This window comes from Marivirga arenosa, from assembly GCF_030503875.2.
GTDB lineage: Bacteria > Bacteroidota > Bacteroidia > Cytophagales > Cyclobacteriaceae > Marivirga > Marivirga arenosa.
The window spans coordinates 1,594,760-1,614,515 of the sequence record NZ_CP129968.2; the positions used below are offsets into that span (position 1 = coordinate 1,594,760).

General features: G+C 34.8%; 10 protein-coding genes. 6 read left to right on the plus strand and 4 right to left on the minus strand.

The genetic code is table 11. From position 1 onward, the window contains the following. Nucleotides 1–37 precede the first annotated feature (37 nt). From QYS47_RS06920 to pyrE, 4 genes are all read left to right on the plus strand, one after another. Entirely contained in the window at nt 38–277 is a 240-nt protein-coding gene (locus tag QYS47_RS06920; protein WP_302127006.1) for a hypothetical protein, read from the plus strand. Between the two features lie 89 nt (nt 278–366). After that, nucleotides 367–2,268, plus strand: coding sequence for a RecQ family ATP-dependent DNA helicase (locus QYS47_RS06925; protein ID WP_322348162.1), 1,902 nt, complete (start codon nt 367–369; stop codon nt 2,266–2,268). A gap of 75 nt (nt 2,269–2,343) precedes the next feature. Beyond that, nucleotides 2,344–3,732 (plus strand): TlpA family protein disulfide reductase, encoded by a 1,389-nt coding sequence (locus tag QYS47_RS06930; protein WP_322348163.1) that lies wholly within the window; start codon nt 2,344–2,346, stop codon nt 3,730–3,732. A 103-nt stretch (nt 3,733–3,835) separates the two neighbouring features. Beyond that, the gene (gene pyrE / locus QYS47_RS06935) at nt 3,836–4,483 is read left to right on the plus strand and encodes an orotate phosphoribosyltransferase (protein ID WP_302099648.1); all 648 of its coding nucleotides are present in this window, start codon (nt 3,836–3,838) and stop codon (nt 4,481–4,483) included. A gap of 30 nt (nt 4,484–4,513) precedes the next feature. On the opposite strand, the gene QYS47_RS06940 is transcribed toward pyrE, so the two are convergent. The 4 genes from QYS47_RS06940 to QYS47_RS06955 form a co-directional block, all read right to left on the minus strand. Further along, on the minus strand, nt 4,514–5,407 hold the full coding sequence (locus QYS47_RS06940) for an EamA family transporter (protein ID WP_322348164.1): 894 nt from the start codon (nt 5,405–5,407) through the stop codon (nt 4,514–4,516). A 65-nt stretch (nt 5,408–5,472) separates the two neighbouring features. After that, nucleotides 5,473–6,408: a carbon-nitrogen hydrolase family protein gene (locus tag QYS47_RS06945; RefSeq protein ID WP_322348165.1), complete on the minus strand. Its 936-nt coding sequence runs from the start codon at nt 6,406–6,408 to the stop codon at nt 5,473–5,475. Between the two features lie 10 nt (nt 6,409–6,418). Then, nucleotides 6,419–7,027 (minus strand): ribonuclease HII, encoded by a 609-nt coding sequence (locus tag QYS47_RS06950; protein WP_302126993.1) that lies wholly within the window; start codon nt 7,025–7,027, stop codon nt 6,419–6,421. Then, entirely contained in the window at nt 7,024–7,824 is an 801-nt protein-coding gene (locus tag QYS47_RS06955; protein WP_302099651.1) for a transporter, read from the minus strand. Before QYS47_RS06955 ends, QYS47_RS06950 begins: the two co-directional genes overlap by 4 nt. A 146-nt stretch (nt 7,825–7,970) precedes the next feature. On the opposite strand from QYS47_RS06955, the gene QYS47_RS06960 reads away from it, so the two are divergent. Both QYS47_RS06960 and QYS47_RS06965 read left to right on the plus strand, forming a co-directional pair. Beyond that, nucleotides 7,971–10,223 (plus strand): TonB-dependent receptor, encoded by a 2,253-nt coding sequence (locus QYS47_RS06960; RefSeq protein ID WP_322348166.1) that lies wholly within the window; start codon nt 7,971–7,973, stop codon nt 10,221–10,223. A 232-nt stretch (nt 10,224–10,455) separates the two neighbouring features. Next, on the plus strand, nt 10,456–19,683 hold the full coding sequence (locus tag QYS47_RS06965; protein WP_322348167.1) for a T9SS type A sorting domain-containing protein: 9,228 nt from the start codon (nt 10,456–10,458) through the stop codon (nt 19,681–19,683). Nucleotides 19,684–19,756: the final 73 nt, after the last annotated feature.

A 19,756-nucleotide genomic window follows, 5' to 3' on the forward strand; every position in this document is an offset into this window, starting at 1 on the left:
AGGTAGGTTTTTAGCCTACCTTTTAATTTTCTGATATATGAAAAGTAGTGCAGTTGTTCATGAATATTACAAAAGGGTGTTTGATGATTATACCATTTTGGTGCAGGTAAACCCTATCAATTTTACGGGTTTAGAATTAATTATTCATCCTGAAGGTAAAATCGAGAAAACTAAAATGGAATTTGATGAACATATTAAGGAAGATTTGGAACACGATGATTTTCAAAGCACAACCGCTTTAGAATTTAATTTGTACTTAAAAGGATTAGTTAAATAGCCATTAAAATAAATAATACTTCACATTATTATTTCAGATAAAATCTATAATTATGCAGTATTAGGGTGTGAAATCGTATAAGTTCTAATATGCAAAAATCTAATGCCATTGATATTCTTCAGAAATACTGGGGCTACGAAGCTTTCAGGCCCATGCAGGAGGATATCATTGAATCGGTTCATTCAGGTTCAGATACTTTGGCATTATTACCCACCGGAGGAGGGAAGTCTATTTGCTTTCAAGTCCCTGCTCTTATGTCGGAAGGTTTATGCCTGGTGATTTCTCCTTTGATTGCTTTAATGAAGGATCAGGTTGAGCAATTGAAGAAAAGAAATATTCCTGCTGCAGCAATTTATTCTGGAATGACCTATCGAGAGATAGATATATTATTGGACAATGCGGCTCATGGCGCTTATAAGTTTCTCTATATCTCTCCTGAAAGACTTAAAACTGAATTATTTGCTGAACGAGTTAAAAAGATGAACCTCAATCTTCTCGCAATAGATGAGGCGCATTGTATTTCTCAGTGGGGATATGACTTCCGTCCTCCCTATTTAGAGATTAGTAACTTCAGAGAAGTTTATCCAGATTTAACCTGTATAGCGCTAACAGCCACTGCAACTGAAGAAGTTAAAATAGACATTCAGGATAAGCTTAATTTTAGTAAGGCTAATGTATTCCAAAAAAGCTTTGCTCGTGATAACTTATCCTATTCAGTTCGGAATGTTGATAATAAAGAGTCTAAGCTATTTGAAATATTAAGCAAAATCCCAGGAAGTTCAGTTGTATATGCCAGAAATAGAAGACGGACAAAAGAAATCGCTCAATCCTTACAAAAGAATGGCTTTGCAGCAGACTACTATCATGCAGGATTATCCCAAGCAGACAGAAATGCCAAACAAGATGCATGGTTAAATAATAGGACAAGAATAATTGTAGCCACTAATGCTTTTGGAATGGGGATCGATAAGGCAGATGTACGGACCGTTATTCATTGGGAGTTGCCAGATAATTTAGAATCTTATTATCAAGAAGCAGGTAGGGCAGGAAGAGATGAAAAACCAGCCTATGCAGTTGCGCTATATCATGAGCAGGATTTTAAAGAAATGGAAGAGCGTTTTGAACTGGCTCATCCGGATCTGGAATTCCTTAAAAAATTATATCAATCGCTGGCTAATTACTTTAAAATCGCTATTGGGTCTGGTGAGATGCAAAATTATACCTTTGAAATTTTAGATTTTTGTCAGCACTATCAATATGAGGTTTATAAAGTGTTTAATGCTTTAAAAATTCTGGAGGAAGAAGGCTTTATTCAGTTGAATGAACAGTTTTACAGACCTTCAGCTTTGCACATCAATATGGATTACAAGGATCTCTATGCTTATGAAATTGCTAATGCAAAATTTGAAAAGCTTATTAAAACGGTTTTGAGAATTTATGGAGGGGAGCTTTATCAGCAAGTTATTTTCATAAATGAATTACAAGTAGCCAAAATGGCTGAGATGAGCCCCTATGAGGTGGTAAAGCAATTAAATTATCTGAATAAAGAAGGGGTTGTGGATTATACTCCTAAATCAGATTCACCACAGCTAACATTTCTGCAAGCACGCTTAGATGCTAATAAATTACCTATTAACAAAAAGAGGTTAGAAGAACGCAAACAGAGTAAATGGGCTAAGTTAATGGCAGTAAAAAATTATACTGAAAATGAATTGGTTTGTAGAACCTTGAAATTACTTCAATATTTTGGTGAATATAATGATCAGAACTGCGGGGTTTGTGATGTCTGCCTGAGTAAAAAGAAAGATAAAGTTCAAAATAGCAATTTAGAAAATCTTGTGATTCAGTTACTTGAAAATGGTGAAATGACAATTGATCAAATTGCTGAAAACATCAAAGACCATTCAAAGGAAGAGGTTATTTCCATAATTCGGCTATTAGATGATGAAGGAAAGTTAAGAATTAGTAAATATGGGACCGTTACTTTATAACATAGGATTTAGAGATTTAATACAATATTTAATGAAGTATTACTTTATATATACTTTGAGTTAAAAATTATATAGATGATCAGACCTGCACTTTTTTTCTTGTTGTTAGTTTTATTATTAAGCATTTCTTCATGTACTGAAAAGGAGAATGATGAAACCACAATTATTTTTGATAAGGATGTGAATATTGATAGTGTCAAGATTTATTATTTTGATTTGTTATCACAGAAACAGATTCAAATTCCAAAATCAATTAATGAAAATACTGATATAATTTTAGATATTAAATCATCAACATATGCCAATTTAGAAGTAAATGATTCACTTTATAATATTTATTTGGAACCTGGATTTAAAATAAGATTTTCATTTTTGACTAATGATAAGCAGAAACCAAAAAGCGATGCCGAATTATTTCAATCTTATTTTAGAAAGTTGCAAACTATCTTTGATAATAATTATGGATATGATTTTTTAAAATTGGATTTTAACGCTTTTAAAAAAAGAAATAGTTTCATAGAAAAATCTTTTAATAGTGTAATTAATGATTTTAATAATGAAAATTTTAAAAGAGTATTAGTTAGCTATTTTGAGACAAAAATGGCACTCCAAAAGCTTTTTTACGCAACGGTAAATTATGATTTGAAATCTGAATTGAATGAGGAAACCCAATATTTATTAAGTAGTGATGATTATAAAATTTCAGATCTTGAATTTGGCAATAATAATATTGATGCAAGTGCTTTTTTAGATTTATATATTAATTCTGTTATCTATCCTCAGATATCAAGAAACAATATTTCAGAACCCGATAATCAACTGCTGAAAGCAATTGGAGTAATAAAAGCGGCTAATGTTGATCCAAAGATGAGAGAATGGCTAATTGCTCAATCTATATACTTAAAAATTTTATCCTCTGGCTTAGATAGTGTCAATATTTCAGCTCTGGAAAATTTTCAAATTGAGTTTGAAAATTCAAATTTTATAACTTCGTTAAAGGAGCTAAAATCAGAAGCAGAAACCCTTAATCCTGGAACTCTAATTCCTAATTTATCAGGTATAATCAAAGATTCAACCTTGGTTTCGCTACATGATTTGAAAGGAAAACTAGTTTATTTAGATATTTGGGCAACGTGGTGTAAACCATGTATAATGGAAATTCCATATTCAAAAAAACTAGAGAAGCATTTTCAAGATGATAATATTGAGTTTGTCTATCTTTCAGTTGATAAAGTTAAAGCTGATTGGAATGACTTTCTGATCAAGCATAAATCCGCTGGTTTACATTTGCTAGCTAAAGATAGAAAGAAAGTTTATAAAGAATTGAGGCTTTATGGTATTCCTCATTACATTTTGATTGATGAAAATAGCCAAATAATAGATGCCTATGCACCTAAGCCGTCTAATTCTGAATTATATAAATTAATAAAGCAAAATCTTAAGTCGGTCGTAACAGTACAATAATTTATCGAGTAAAGCTTGATAAAATAATCTAATGAGTGATTTTTGTTTCAGCCTTGCGAATAAATATATTAAATTCGCATAACTATATAAATAAAATTTTCTCATGATCACGATTGCTAAACCAGAAGTTGCCAGAGCCATTTCCTTAGAATTATTAGATGTTGGAGCTATAAAGATCCGTCCCAATGAACCATTTAAGTGGGCATCAGGTTGGAACTCACCAATTTACTGTGACAATCGTTTAGCATTATCATTTCCAGAAACTCGAACAATCATTAAGCATTATCTAGCAGACGTAATCAGATCTACCTATCCTGATGCCCAAGGTATTGCAGGTGTTGCAACAGCGGGTATTCCACAAGGAGCCCTAGTAGCTGAATCATTAGATTTACCTTTTATGTATGTTCGTTCTAAGCCGAAAGGTCATGGAATGGAGAATCTCGTGGAAGGTAAAATAGAAAAGGGACAAAAGATAGTGATGGTGGAGGACTTAGTTTCAACAGGAGGGAGCTCAATAAAAGCCGCAGAAGCTATTAAAGCTGCAGGAGCAGAAGTACTAGGTATGGCAGCAATTTTCACATACGGTTTTGATGTGGCTCATGAGAATTTTAAAAAGGCAGAGATAAAATTGGTTTGTTTAAGTGATTATACTCATTTGTTAGATGAAGCATTGGCAAAAAAATTAATTCAGCCGGATGAACTTGAAACCCTAAGTGAATGGAGAGAAAATCCTTCAGAATGGGGCAGATAAATCTTAAGCCAGCTATTAAGCTGGCTTTTTTTATAGACTTTTCTCTCTTATTGCTTTTCTTAGATTAGGAATAATAATAGCAAGCATAATAATTGCTACTCCTGCCCATTGTAATGGAGTTACTTCTTCTGCGAGAAGCCAGCTAGAGAAGAAAACAGCAACGGGTAACTCAGCAGAGCTCAAGATGCTACTCAAACCAACCCCGGTTTGTGGAATTCCATAAGCAAAGAATAGGGGTGGAATTACCGTCCCGAATAATGCGAAAATCAACCCCCATGACCAAAGTCCTTCACTCAAACTTCCATTCCATAAAAATTCAGGAGGAAAAATTATAAATATAAAGATACAAGAGCCCGTTATCATCATTGCGCTTTTCTGCACTGGAATTAGTGCATTACCCACTCTGCCGTTTGCCCAAATAAATACTGCATAGAAAAAGCCAGCTAGAAAACCATAACCTATGCCTTCCAAACTAAAGGGGATGTTAGTAAAATCATAAACATTACCTGCTAAATAGGTTCCTAGCAAAATGAAAATTACTGATATCCACTGAGTAGCAGTTGGGAATTTCTTATGAATAATAATCTCTAGCAAAAGACTAATCCACGTAAATTGCATCAATAATAAAATCCCTATTGAAGCAGGTAGTTCTTGAATGGATTTATAATAACATAAACTTACTAAACCTGTACTGATACCAGTAATCAATACTTTCCAACTATTCCTCCATGTGAATTTGAACTTGATTTGCTGAAAAAGTGCTCTTCCTGCAAGTATTAGCCACAGTATAATTGCTCCAAAAAATACTTGTGCTCCAGTTACTTCAGCCAAAGTAAAGCCTTCGGAATAAGAAATCTTTACTAAGGTAGTGAGTACTCCAAAGCTACAGGCACCTAAAAATACTAATATTGCTCCTCTAAACATTCACATCAAAATTTGGGTGTGCAAAAATGAGGAATTTATTAAGAATATTAAATCTGAAAAGATATTTAGTTTTGATTCTTGATTTCTGGTTGATCTTTTGCTGCGTATTCAAAAACATCATTTCTAGCATAATGTCCAATTACATCGAAATCCATTTTAGCTCTTATAATTTCATCATGATCAACTTCAGCTGTCAATAAACCTTCTTCATTATATAAGGGGCCGGCTAAAACTTTTCCCAAAGGAGATACGATTACACTTCCGCCTCTTGATAATATTTCAGGTCTATCTTCAGCTAATTGCTTCTGTAAGTGTTCAGGATAATCAGTTTTTCGAATCAGTTGATTTGCTCCGATTACATAACAACGGCCTTCACAAGCAATATGAATCATACTGCTATTCCAGCTATCTCTGGAATCAGCAGTAGGGGCAAGGTAGATTTCAACACCTTTTTGATACATTGACATTCTGGCTAAAGGCATATAGTTTTCCCAGCAAATTAATCCGCCAATTTTACCCAACTCAGTATTAAATGTAGTGAGAGTTGACCCATCGCCTTCTCCCCAAATTAAGCGCTCCGCAGCAGTAGGCTTTAATTTTCTATGTTTCCCCATTAATTCACCTTTTGGTGAATAGTATAAAATTGTACAGTAAAGAGATTTGCTAACAGTATCTTTTTCAGTGACTCCAATAGAAATAAACATACCAAATTCCTTAGCCCACTCAGCAATTTTTTTGGATTCTTTTCCCTCAGCTTCAATGCTATTGTTCCAGTATTCTTTAAATAAATCTCTGCCTTCTTCTGTTCTGCTGCCTACCACAGTTCCAAACCCTAAACCTGCAGGATAAACAGGGATAAAACTCTCGGGGAACACTAATAATTTTACATCCTGCTCAGCGGCTTTCTTAATCCAATGAAAAATTATATCTAATGTTTTTTCTTTATTAAAAATGGATGGAGTAGCCTGCACACATCCTACTATAAATTTCTTTGCCTTCATTCGATTAAGTTTATTTATTGAATATTTCTAATTGTCTTGGCAATAGCTGGAATGATTTTCTGTGATGTTCAGTGATTCCAAATTGTTGAATCCCTGTCCTGTGCTCTTTTGTTGGATATCCTACATTTCTTTCCCAACCATAGTGAGGATACTGCTCAGCAAGTTCTCGCATTAAATTATCCCTGTATTCTTTTGCTAAAATTGAAGCTGCAGCAATGCTGAAGAATTTACTATCACCTTTAATAGCACAAAGATGAGGAATTTCTTTGTAGGGCGTAAATCGATTTCCATCTATTAATAAAAAGTCGGGTTGAGTTTTGAGTTGATCCAGAGCTTTATGCATGGCCCAAAAGGAAGCTTTCAAAATATTAAGCTGGTCAATTTCTTCAGGACTGCACTCACCAATTGCCCAAGCTATACTTTCTTCCTTAATTAAATCCACTAATTCGGCTCTTTTAGTAGCATTTAATTGTTTTGAATCAGTGAGATAAGGATGAGTAAAGTTTTTAGGTAAGATAACGGCAGATGCGACAACGGGTCCAGCCAAACATCCTCTGCCTACTTCATCGCAACCGGCTTCAAAACTATTTTCTTTATCGTAAAATGCTTTTAAACTCATTTTTGTACTTTAAATAAATAACTTAATCCCATTGCTATAAAGCTTTGCTGGTATTCAACAGTATTGAGCTGCTGAATTAAATCAAAACCAGCTGAAAGATCAAATTGAAGTTTAGGATTTATTAAATAAGTAAAGCCTCCATCAAAATAATTAAGAGGCGTTAATACCTCTGATTTAAAACCATAAATTTCAGCAAACACGCTCAATTTCTCATTAATACTATAGCCTGAATTTAAAGTATATCGTAACCTTCCGAAATCATTAAATCCTTTGTCATAGCCTAAATTTGCCATTACATACCAAGCATCATTTAATGTGTATTTTGAAGAGAGTTGTATTCTGTAAAAACTATTGTTAAGGAATGTTTCAGGAGCGAATGTATTAAAACCATATTCCACCACCAAAGCAGTTTGTGGGGTTAAGCCTGCTTCATTTAATAAGTTGAATTTAGTCCCTATCACTACAGGACCTGAGAAACTTCTCCAAATAAATTGTGGACTAGTGCCTGCTTCTAATAATCGTTCGCTTTGATACGTTTGGCCTAGTCGTAACTCCCATCCATTAGTCAAACCATATTTTATTAAGGTGTTATTCCAGTTAATTAATTGTAATCGGTCTGTGGGATTTACAGTACTATTTTCAAAGGAAAATCCACCCTCTATTTGAAAGTAACCTCTAGGGATAGTAGCTGAATACTCTGAAAATCCAGGTCTATCGGTAGTAATCGATATGCTGTCTTCCTGAGCAATCACTAGCACTGATTGAATTACTAGAATAAATGATAATATAGTTCTCATTGCTATTAGATTTCATGCAAGTTAATAAAAATTGAATATTCAAAAATTATTCAATTTCGGGAAACCTTTTTATTTAAATTTAGTCTTCTAATTATTAATTATATATTTGTATTAAAATAATTTTAGATTAACCTAAAAAATAATTGATGAATTATTTATTTTACTCTATTTTATTCGTTATGAGCTTTTTAGGGGCTGTTTCAGTCTCTTTTGCACAGACTTTAAAGCTTGAGATTTTAGATGAAAACAATTCACTACTACCCTTTGCAACAGCATATGATGAGGTATTGCAATATGGTGCTACTGCAAATGATAAAGGATTTTTATTACTTGAATTAAAGTCAGGATCAACTGAAATAACAATTTCGCATCTGGGTTATCAAAAATATAAATTACGAATTCCTGAGTTAGATTTAACCAAAACAAATCAAATAAAACTTATTCCTGATAAATTAGGCTTAAATGAAGTAGTAGTGAGCGGGCAAATGCAAGCAAGGAGTTTACGGAATTCACCAGTAAAAGTGGAAGTCTTTAAAGCAGATTTTCTTAATGATTTTTCACAGGGTTCAGGAAACCTAATGGAAAATATTTCTATGGTCAATGGGATTCAAGAAAACGTAGCTTGTGGGGTATGTTATACTAACGAAATCAGTATAAATGGTTTGGAAGGTGCTTATACCTCATTACTAATAAATGGTATACCCATTTACGGCAATTTGGCTACGGTTTATGGATTAAATAGTATTCCAACTGATATGATGGAGAAAGTAGAAGTGGTAAGAGGTCCCGGTTCTACTCTTTATGGATCAGAGGCTATGGCTGGTGTGATTAATATTATTACGCCCCATGCAGAGGAGAGTAGTTTTAATTTAAACTCCAGTTACTCTCAATTTGGTGAATGGAAAGGTAATTTCATTGGTCAATATAAAGGTGAAAATTGGAAGCATTTTTCTGGTGTTCATTGGGATGTAGCGAATCAATTTATAGACGAAAATGGGGATTTATTTTCCGACTTATTATTGAGAGATCGATTTTCTGTATTTAATTTTTCTGAAAATGAAGAAAAGCAATTTTCTATTGGAGGGAAGTACTTTTTTGAGGACAGAAGAAATGGTGTACGAGAATTTGTTCAAGATCGAAATTACAGACAACTAAGAGGTAGTGATCAGGTTTATGGGGAAAGTATTTACACCAACAGATGGGAGCTTTTTGGGAATAAAAAGTTTGGGCAATCTCCATTTGAACTACAGTTCTCCGCTAGCCAGCATTGGCAAGATAGTTATTATGGAGATACATTTTATCAGGCTGAACAACATCAAGCATTTGTCAATTTGATATCAGAACATACAATTGGGAATCATAATGTATTAGCCGGTTTCAGTCAAAGAATTAGTTATTATGATGATAATTCTGCTGCAACCCAAGATGAAGGCAGTAACGAACCGAGCATTCAAATTATTCCTGGTGTTTTCGTGCAAGATGAATGGAGTATTTCAAATGAATGGAGAATACTTTCAGGAGCTCGATTAGATTATTATAATTTACATGGATTAATTTTCTCACCAAGATTAAATGTTCAATACCAATTAAGTGATTGGGCAAATTTGAGATTCAACAGTGGCACAGGTTTTAGAGTGGTCAATCTTTTCACAGAAGATCATGCTTTTGTTTCAGGTCAAAGGGAACTACTAATTCAAGAAGAGCTAAATCCTGAAAGATCGTTTAATGTAGGATTAGGATATCAGCAGGTTTATACTATTGGTAATCAGCAAGGTAATATTGAATTCGATGGATTCTATACGTATTTCACCAATAAAATTATTCCTGATTACGATACGCCCGGATTTATTATTTATGAAAATTCTGAGGCCTATGCTTTTACAAGGGGGCTTAGCTTAAATATTAATCATCAAATAGGCTCAGATTTATTTTTTAACGCAGGGGCACAGTGGCAAAATGCACGTCAAGCAGAAGAAAATGAAAGTGGATCGTTAGAGGAAGTTCCGATTATTTATTCAAGAGATTGGTCCGCTGTCGGTTCATTAGAATATAGCTTTCCTTTCAATATAAAGCTTAATTATAGTTTCAATTGGAACGGGCCAACTGCCTTACCAGAAGTATATGAAGTCAATCCTGCAGGGGAAATTGTAAGCATAAGAGATACTTTTTCTCCTGATTTCACCCTCCATAATATTAAATTAAGAAAGAATTTTAAGAATTTAGAGGTGTTCGCTGGAGTGCGTAATGTCTTTGATAATACACAAAGCTTATCCCCCCTAAGTGGCACTCAAGATCAAACGGCACCTTTAGGCTTTGGAGAGTTTTTTGATGCAGCCTACAATTATGGTAGTATGACAGGTAGAAATTTCTTTTTGGGATTTGATTGGAAGATTAAATAATAACCTAATTTTTAGTCAATTAGGGCAGTGAATGAACGAATAAACGAGGATAATTAGCTAAAAACACTTGCTTCATCGGTTTTTTCGTACTTCTGAACGATTAAACGTAACATTTAACTGTAAAATCATATAAATATAGAAAAAAGTACTGTATTTTTGCTTGATTAAGTTATTGGTTGTATGTTTTTAAATTTATATAACTAATGATAATGCTATTAATTAAAGAACTGATATGAAAAAATTCTATCTACTTGCTCTCATTTTTATTTGCTCAATTACCAGTAATATATTTGGACAATCTGGTCCTGCGGGAATTGGTAATGCCGATGGAAGTAACGGACAACCTGAAACAATTTATTGGTTAGAGGCAGGAGATTTAGGATTGAATAACAATGATCCTGTAAGTAATTGGAATGATAAATCTGGTAACTCAAATAATTTAAGCCAATCCGGAACATCAAGACCTACTTTTAAAAATGCTTCTGATGCTAACTATGATTTCTCAGCAGTTAGTTTTGACGGTACGGATGATTTTCTTCCATTTGATGGTAATCTTTTAGTTGGAACAGACTATACAATTTTACTAGTCGGAACTCGAAAATCCAATGGAAGAGAGGTAATTATGGGAGGTTCTGTAGGCGCTACTAATCAAAATTTACACCCATATTTTAATACCGGAGCTCTACATTCACATCATTGGGGTAATGACCATAATGCTGGATATACTGGGGGTGACGGTAGTACAGCTAATGCAACCACTCCTAACTTTGGTATTTTTGGATTTAGGTTAAACAGCAGCCTGGGCACGGCTCAGCGTGCGCTTTACCAGAATGGTCGATTAATTGGTACTAGAAATAATAATGCACAATTAAGTGCTTTTGTGGATGCGGCCATAGGTAGATTTGAAGCAGTAGGTGAATTTAGCGATATTGAAATTGCCGAATTAATTATATATTCAGATGCTCTAAATGAAGCTCAACAAGTACTCGTACAAAACTATTTGGCTTCTAAATATGACATTACATTAGATGATAATGAATTTTATGCTGGAGACACACCAGCTAATGGTAATTATGATTTTAATGTAACAGGAATTGGTCAGCAATCAGGTGACCAAATACTCACAAATAGTAATAATGGCTTTTATTTGACTGGAGATGGAACATTAGATGCAAATGGTGAATTTGTATTGTTCGGAGATGATAACTCTGCAAATGCAGTATCTACTTCTAATTTAGGAGCAACAGTTCAGGAAAGGTGGGCTAAAACTTGGTATCTTGATAAAACCGGGACTCTTAATGCTACCATAGGTTTTAATATTTCAGAAGGGATTCCAGGAGGTCTTTTTCCTGCTGGAGATGTAGATAATTATGTTCTTTTAAGAGAAAATGCAGGAACTTTTGATATTGTTCCCATCGCGGCTGTTGATAAGTCGCTGAATGCCGGAAGAATTGAATTTATTGTTAGCGATGCTGACTTGCTTGATGGTATTTACACTTTAGGAACAACCAATAATACGGATAGCCCTGTAGCAGGACAACCCAATCAAACATGGTATTCGAGACTATCAGGAGATTGGAATGATCCAAATATTTGGACTCTAGATGGTTCAGCTACACCACTTCCGAATAATCCAGGAAATGAAATTCCTGACGCTACTGATAATGTCGTGATTAATAATGCTACTACGGTAACATTGATTAATGATAATAGAAATGTTACAGATATAGAGGTAATAGGAACCTTAGATATTGCTAATACCTCAGGGCATAATTTCACGAATATTAGAGGAAACGGTCGTATAAGATTAGCCGGAGCTGCTGGGATAGGTAATTTCCCTCAAGGAAATACAACTGATTTTGCGGATAATTTTATTGGAGGAACAGTTGAGTATTACGGAACGGGATTGACGGTGAATGAAAATAGAGTTTTTAATGACGTAATTATAAATTTAGACAATAATACTGATGACTTAGTGTTAATGGCTGATTTAGTGAGCAATGGCGATCTTACAATAATGTCTGGTGATTTACAGATTAATGACAATTTATCTACCACTATTAAAACCCTCGAAGTAAACGGTACATTATTCGTAGATACAAATGGAGCTATAAGCGTAGGGACAGGGAATACAACAGGAACATTTTCTATTAATGCTAATAACATGCCATCTTCAGGTAATTACCATAATATTTATCACCAAGTAATTATTAAAGGAGATTTCTTAAATCAAGGTAATGTTAGGTTTACCAATCAAGCAAGTCCAGTTTATAATGAATTTACCACTACTGGTGCCGCTACGGTTCGGTTTGAAGGAGCTACGAATAATACGGCTTCTTTATTTGGTACAACTGATTTTTACAATCTAGTAGTTGATAAGGGCACAGATGAGACCTTTGAAATTGAGATTAATTCTGATAATTCAGCTAACTTTTCTCTTTTTGGTCCTAATGATGTCGGAAGAAATAGTGGTGGAGGCTTTACAGCTGAAAATCCAGAAATTAGAAAAGCACTTTGGATTTATAGAGGTACATTGCATCTTTCAGGTGATATTATCATACCAACCCTTTCTGAGGGCAATAGAAATGGAGGAAATGGTGACTATGCCATTGGTGCTACTGCTGGGTTATGGATCGATGGGCCTAATGTTGAAGTTTATTCTACTGCTGACAATGCCGGTCAAGTGCCTGCAGGAGCAATCGGTGTAAACGGAGGAGGAAGTAACCAAGCACTTTCTTTGTATGGTAAATTCAGAATAACAGATGGTTTTTTTGGTACTAGAGCAAGTGCTGGCTTTATTTTTTGGAATGCTGATGCAGGAGAAGTTCTTATCGAAGGCGGAACTGTAAATGTTTCTCAATTTAGGTCTGCAGGTGGTGGAAATGGAATTTACTCTTATACACAATCAGGAGGAGATGTTTTGGTGAGGGCCAACGAAGGACAGCCAGGCGAAACCAGCGGTACATACAGTTTATTTAGTTTAGATACCGAAGATGCCGTATTCAATATGTCTGGTGGTACTTTAACAGTATATGGAAATAGAGGAGAGGCTATATTTATCAACAGTGGTCCTGGAAATTTCTCAGTAACAGGAGGAACAGTAAGAGTTGAAAATAGAAATGGCACTAGTGCCATAGTATCTACCAGAGTTCCTTTCTGGGATTTTGAAGTAGCAAGGGATCAAGCTGGCGATGCGGATGAAGTGGATTTAATAACTTCAACATCTGGAGGTAATACCATTACTAATCCTGAATTAATTGTATTAAATAATTTCACGATTGAACAAGATATTAATTTTGATCATAATGGAAATGATGTCACAATAGGAAGTGATTTTACCATTGAAGCAGGTGGGGATTATGAATTTGCTGGAGGTAAGCGAAATACTACTTCCTTTATTGGAACTGATAATGCCACATTAACTTTTTTAAATAGAACTGGTGGAACAGGGGATGAGCAACGTTTTTGGAATGTTTTAGTAGATAGACCATCAGGTAAAACTCTTTCTTTTGAGTCAGGAAAGACCAATAGAGATGGCAACAATAATAATTTATTTAGAATAGATGGTGACTTCTTTAAAGTATTGAGTGGTACTGTTGATCAAGGTACGCATAGTATAAGAATGTATGCCGATACATTATTGAATTATGATGAGATTTGCGTTTTTAATCCACTGGCTATTAATGATGCTGATCCTAATGGAAGAAATGATATTATCAAATTCAGAGATGACGGTGGACCAGCTACAGTATTGATTACTGCCGATACTTCTAGGTTTGGCGCTATTAAGCTTAATAGCGATGATGAAATTTTTACTTTAAATTCTGATTTGCAAATTGATTATCTTGATTATAGACACGGTAGATTTAATCTTCAAAGTAATAATCTCACAATAAATATACTGGATAATAATTTGAATGGTACAGCAGATTTTGATGTAAATCAGGATGGTGCTGTTTCCGGTGGTACTGAAAATGGTATTTTTTCACCCGCTGATATGATCATTACCAGTGGAAATGCTTCAGATGGTGGACTTTCCCTTTTAGTGACAGCCAATGGTACCTATACTTTCCCTTTAGGCATTGGGACCGATGCAACAAGATTGTTAAGGAATAATTCAAAATATACACCAGTTACTGTAGAGGTAACAGGCTTGGCAGATGCAGGATACATTACAATCCGTCCAGTTGATAGGGTATTATCCACTACCGATGGGACAGGTGGTGATATATTATCCTACTATTGGAAAATAGACAGTGAAGGGTTCAATACACCGCCTAATGTTGAATATAGTATGATATACTATGATGAGGATTTAGATGGATCTGCAAATGAAGGCACATTCGTAGCCGGAAAAGTGCTAGAACAAATTCCATTTACTAGAAATTATGAAGACGATGGAGATGCAGAATTTGAAGGTGTTGATGTAGTAAATAATACTATTACCTTTAACGGACCAAATCCTGATTCAGGCTTCCCTCTAGAAAATGCTTCATATACAGCAGGAGAATCTGGTAGATTTGTAGGGGCACCTACTATTTATTATTCAAGAAAATTAGGGGGAGCACAGCAAGATCAGAATTGGACACAAAATAATGCTTGGTCATTAGTCTCAGTGGATGGACCTTCAGCAGGTAACGCTGAGCCAGGACCAGGAGATATTGCTATTCTAGGTAGATCTAGGGTTGATGGTGCTAGGTTAAGAACCCGAGCTAATGTCAGACTAGAAGTTGCAAAAATTATATTTGAGGAAGATCCTTCACCAACACCTTCCTTTGCAACTGCACGATTAAATTTCGATGCTGGGATTTTTAACCATAGGCTTGGAGACGTTGAAGGAGAAGGTGAGTTTCAAATATTTTTTAATTCTACAGCTGATATTCCAACATTCGTAGAAGATGCTACAGATTTTGGTTTGTTTGTTTCTGAACCTAATAGTATATGGAATTATTCCCATGAGGGAACAGGTGGTGAGGGAAATGCAGCGATTATGCCAACTTTTCCATCCACATTTCCAATTCTCAGAATTACTAGTGCAGGCTCTAATAACGCAGCAAACTTACCGTATGGAACGGGGACAGGAAATGGTTTGCAGCGTGTAATTACCTTCAATAATGATATCATAGTAAACTCTGAATTACAGATAGCAAATAAACCTGCATTATTAGTTGGAGGTAATATTGAGATTGCAGGTAACTTGCAAATTGGAATGGATTTCGGTTATGCTAGTATGTATTTTCCTAATGGGTCAAATGCTCATACTGTTTCGGTAGGTGGGAGTATAAATATTGGTGATGTTACTGGAGGCCAATCTGGTGATAATTATTTGGCTGTTCTACCTGGGAATTCTAATGGGACTAGACATCGACTCATTGTAAATCGTGATATAAATCTTTATCAAAGTTCTAATAACAATAATAGAGGAGGAATTATTGACTTTTATAATTCATTAACTGAAAACAACATAGTATTAGAATTAGCTGGCGATGTAAGTGGCTCTTTTAATAATTTTAATCCTAATTTTACTGAACCGGAACTTTTCAGGGTCATTGCAAATAAGGGAACAAATCAGTCGAGTATATTTAGATTTAATGATGATTTTTCTCTCAATGGGCTGTCCGATGGTACTGATAAAGCTTTAGAACTACAAAACGGAACATTGATATTAAATGACAATGCTATTGATATCGACCTAACTACTGGTGGAGATAGTTTTGTAATTCCAGCTACTGCCAGTTTACAAATCACTCAGGGCTTAGCTAATGTAGGAGGAGATGATTCGGGAATTATATTAGATGGTGCTTTAATCATTGATGGTGGTACTCTAGATATGACTGGCGCAGGAAACGGTAATAATTTTATTGAGTATTCTGCATCTGGAAATGCTTTAATTGAGGTTTCTGATGGGTCACTATTAGTGGGTTCACAAATCCGTGGAGGTCTTGGTACTACTGCAGGGGTATTAAAATATAGACAAACTGGAGGTATCGTAGAAGTAGGAGTAAATGCTGCTCCAGAAGCAGATAGAAGTGTTTTCGAAATTAGAAATGAGGGTAGTGAGTTTACTTATACTGCAGGTGATCTCATAGTTAGAAGACAAAATACTGGTGCGCCAACTGTAGCTGCGATTAGGATACTACCAACAGATTTTAGTATTAGCAGACCTATAATAATTCGTGCGAACGACACAGGACAAGGAAATATAGGGATAAACGCTAACGTGCCTTTAGCAGGTCTAACAATTGAAGGCGTCAATAATCCAACTGTTATTACTAATGTAAATGCCTTAGAACTTAATGGTGACTTAGATATTCAAAATGGAGCTTCATTTAATGCCAACGGAATAGATTTATTGTTAAATAGTGATCTTATTAATAATGGTACTTTTACAGCTTCAGGAAACAATACTCAGTTTTTATCAAGTATTAGCCAAAATATTAGTGGAGCCAATCCTGTAACATTTTTTGAATTCACAAAAAATGCAGAGGGGACTCTTAATTTAGTAGGAAATCCAATAGTTGTGAACGGTTTATTCAGTCATGAAAGCGGAGTAATTAATGATAATGGAAATATCATTGATTTGAAAAGCAATGCAGTGATAGAGGGAGAAATATCTAGTGCTGCAGGTGGAGCATTAGTATTTTCTGGAGCTACACAACAGCAATTACAACGCTTAACAGCTGGGGTTACAGATTTAGGAGTTGTAACCATATCGAATCCATCGGGAGTAATTATTCCTGAAGGAAATGGTTATAACTTTACTATTAATGGAGATCTTGAAATGAATGGAGGTATTTTTAATATCGGAAGTTCATCAGTTGTAATAGGGCAGAATGCTGATATTACTACCAATAGTTCTTTCTCAGTAACTAATATGGTGCGTACCAATAGTTCATTTACAGATAACGGATTATCAAAAGTATTTTCCCCAGGAACGAATGGGGTATTCATATATCCTGTGGGTGAAGATGATTATACTCCTGTAGAAATAGATTTTGGTACAGGTAATTCAGGCACAAGTCTAGGTTCAATTGCGGTAAGACCTGCAAATGAATTCCACCCAGTGGTGAATGATGGTGATAATTTCTTCGCTTCTGGTGATATCAATAATGTATTGCAGTATTATTGGACTCTTAGATCTACAGGTTTAACAAACTTCTCTGCAGATGTGAATTTTTCTTATGATCAGTCTGATGTAGTAGTTGCAGAGGGTGGTTTTACTGAGGCAGACTATATAGCTGCAGCAATATTAGCCTTTGACAATCCAACAAATGAGATCAATAAGTTTTCTGAAACAGAGGTTGATGAAACGGCAAATCAGATTTTATTTCCTGCAAGCTTAAAGTTTAACGCAGTAAATAGTAATAATATTAGTGGAGATTATTTTGCAGGTATAGATCAAGCTATTCCAGATAATGTCGCTACCTACACAACCCAAGCTATATTGGGTGATGTTACCAATACAAATACTTACGTTGAGAATTTACCGACAGATGGTGTAGCACCTTCAGGAGCTGTATTAATAGTAAGTAGCGGTACAGAAGTTACATTTAATACTGATAATGTTCGTTTATATAAAACTATAATAGAAAATGGCGCTACCTTAAATATTGATGATACGGACGGTCACAGATTAGGTATTCTAGAGGGTACAGGTAATCTCAAAATTACTAGTAATAGCAGTAATGCGCCATTACCTACGGCTGACTATGGAACTTTCTTTTCTTGCTCAGGTGGTGGTTTAGAATATGCTGGTGATGGAGATTATTCAATTTTAGCAGGAATTTCATCTCTTAGAAGATTGGTACTTAGTGATGATAATGGAAATGGAGTAACTGGTGTTAGAAATTTCCCAAATAATAATGTGACAATTTGTGAAGATATGGTTGTTGATGGATCAAATGTTAATTTATCTTCAAATAGACGTTTAACAGTACGAAATAATCTTATTGTTAATTCAGGAGTAGTATCTACTGGAAGTGGAGGTAGCTCACGATTATTTATTGATCGTGATATTTCATTGATCGGAGGACAATTTAATGTTGCATCAGCAGGCGGTATAGGAATACTAGGAGATATTTATGTTAACGGTGGAAATTTTAATATGGGTAGTGGATCTAGTTTTATAGCATTGAGAGAGAATTTTGAGTTTATTTCAGGAAATGTTAATTCACAATCTTCGAGGCTGATTTTAAATAGTGATTCATTTGAGCAGAATATAATAGGGGATTTAACTGGTTCTAACTCACTTTATAGTATAGAATTTAATAATAGAAGTGGATCTCAAAACTTTTCACTTCAAGGGAATATTGAAGTAACAAGTTCATTGTCTTTAACCGATGGTAAAATCATTTCAAATGGAAATGATGTTATATTAGGCTCAGCTGCAACCGTATCTCCTGCTAGAGGTAGTAGTAATTCTTACATAACGGGTAAAGTAATTAAGCCTTTAGCTGCAGGAGAAAGCTTTACCTTCCCAATAGGTAGTGTTGATCGTTGGAGACCCGCTAGAATTAATGGGGTAAATGCTGGTTATACTTGGGAGGCTCAGTTCTTTGAAGGAAATGTTGTCACAGATAGAGCTGAAGTGGACGATATGAGCACTTCGGATCCTACTATTCAAACACTACAGCAAGGAGAATATTATGTAATATCCGATAATTCTACAGGTGGTACTGTATCAAGTGTTGAGTTATCATGGGGAATTGAAACAGATGTTGCTGCTGGATCAGCTGATAGAGGGCAGTTAACTGTAATGGTATATAATACTACAACAAGCGAATGGGATAATTTGGGAGGTACTTTTCCGAATGGACTTGGAACCCAAAGTGCAGGTATTGTTAGATCAGCTTCTTCTCAGTCCTTCAGTGAAAAGATTTTCATTATGGGCTCAACTGATGCAGCAAACCCATTACCAGTTGAATTTACTTACTTTATAGCAGATAATAAACCCAATAGAGTAGAGTTAAATTGGCAAACTGCTTCAGAACATAATAATGATTTCTTTGAAGTTCAAAGATCTTTTGATGGAAAGCAGTTTGATGTACTTGGAGTAGTAAATGGAAGTGGTGACTCTAAGGAATTAATTGATTATGGTTTTATTGATTATTCTCCTTTAGCAGGAAAAACATACTATAGATTAAGACAAGTAGATTTTGATGGTAATTTCGAATATTCTGATGTGCTTGAAATTAGTAGAATTCAGGAAACTGATTTATCAGCAGTTCCTAATCCTACAAGCGCTAATAATATTAGATTAAGATTATCTGGCTTCCACGCAGAACAAAATATTCAAGTTACGATCTTTGATTTGCAAGGTAGAAGACATTATCAAGCTATTCATTCTCCGTCAGATTTAATCAAAGCAATTCCTATTAATAAGGAATTAAACTCAGGTATTTACATAATAGATGTTAAACAAGCCAATATTAGAAAGAAAGTAAGACTGATGATTAAGTAGATAGGGGTATTCAATTTTTATTTTTAACTGCATTTGTCTGATAAGGCAAATGCAGTTTTTATTTGTATAGGGC

Bases quoted from the DNA above. Each gene is read 5' to 3' on its own strand.
- pyrE (WP_302099648.1), top strand. From the start codon at position 3,836: ATGATCACGATTGCTAAACCAGAAGTTGCCAGAGCCATTTCCTTAGAA.
- QYS47_RS06945 (WP_322348165.1), bottom strand. From the start codon at position 6,408: ATGAAGGCAAAGAAATTTATAGTAGGATGTGTGCAGGCTACTCCATCC.
- QYS47_RS06920 (WP_302127006.1), top strand. From the start codon at position 38: ATGAAAAGTAGTGCAGTTGTTCATGAATATTACAAAAGGGTGTTTGAT.
- QYS47_RS06925 (WP_322348162.1), top strand. From the start codon at position 367: ATGCAAAAATCTAATGCCATTGATATTCTTCAGAAATACTGGGGCTAC.
- QYS47_RS06940 (WP_322348164.1), bottom strand. From the start codon at position 5,407: ATGTTTAGAGGAGCAATATTAGTATTTTTAGGTGCCTGTAGCTTTGGA.
- QYS47_RS06965 (WP_322348167.1), top strand. From the start codon at position 10,456: ATGAAAAAATTCTATCTACTTGCTCTCATTTTTATTTGCTCAATTACC.
- QYS47_RS06950 (WP_302126993.1), bottom strand. From the start codon at position 7,027: ATGAGTTTAAAAGCATTTTACGATAAAGAAAATAGTTTTGAAGCCGGT.
- QYS47_RS06960 (WP_322348166.1), top strand. From the start codon at position 7,971: ATGAATTATTTATTTTACTCTATTTTATTCGTTATGAGCTTTTTAGGG.
- QYS47_RS06955 (WP_302099651.1), bottom strand. From the start codon at position 7,824: ATGAGAACTATATTATCATTTATTCTAGTAATTCAATCAGTGCTAGTG.
- QYS47_RS06930 (WP_322348163.1), top strand. From the start codon at position 2,344: ATGATCAGACCTGCACTTTTTTTCTTGTTGTTAGTTTTATTATTAAGC.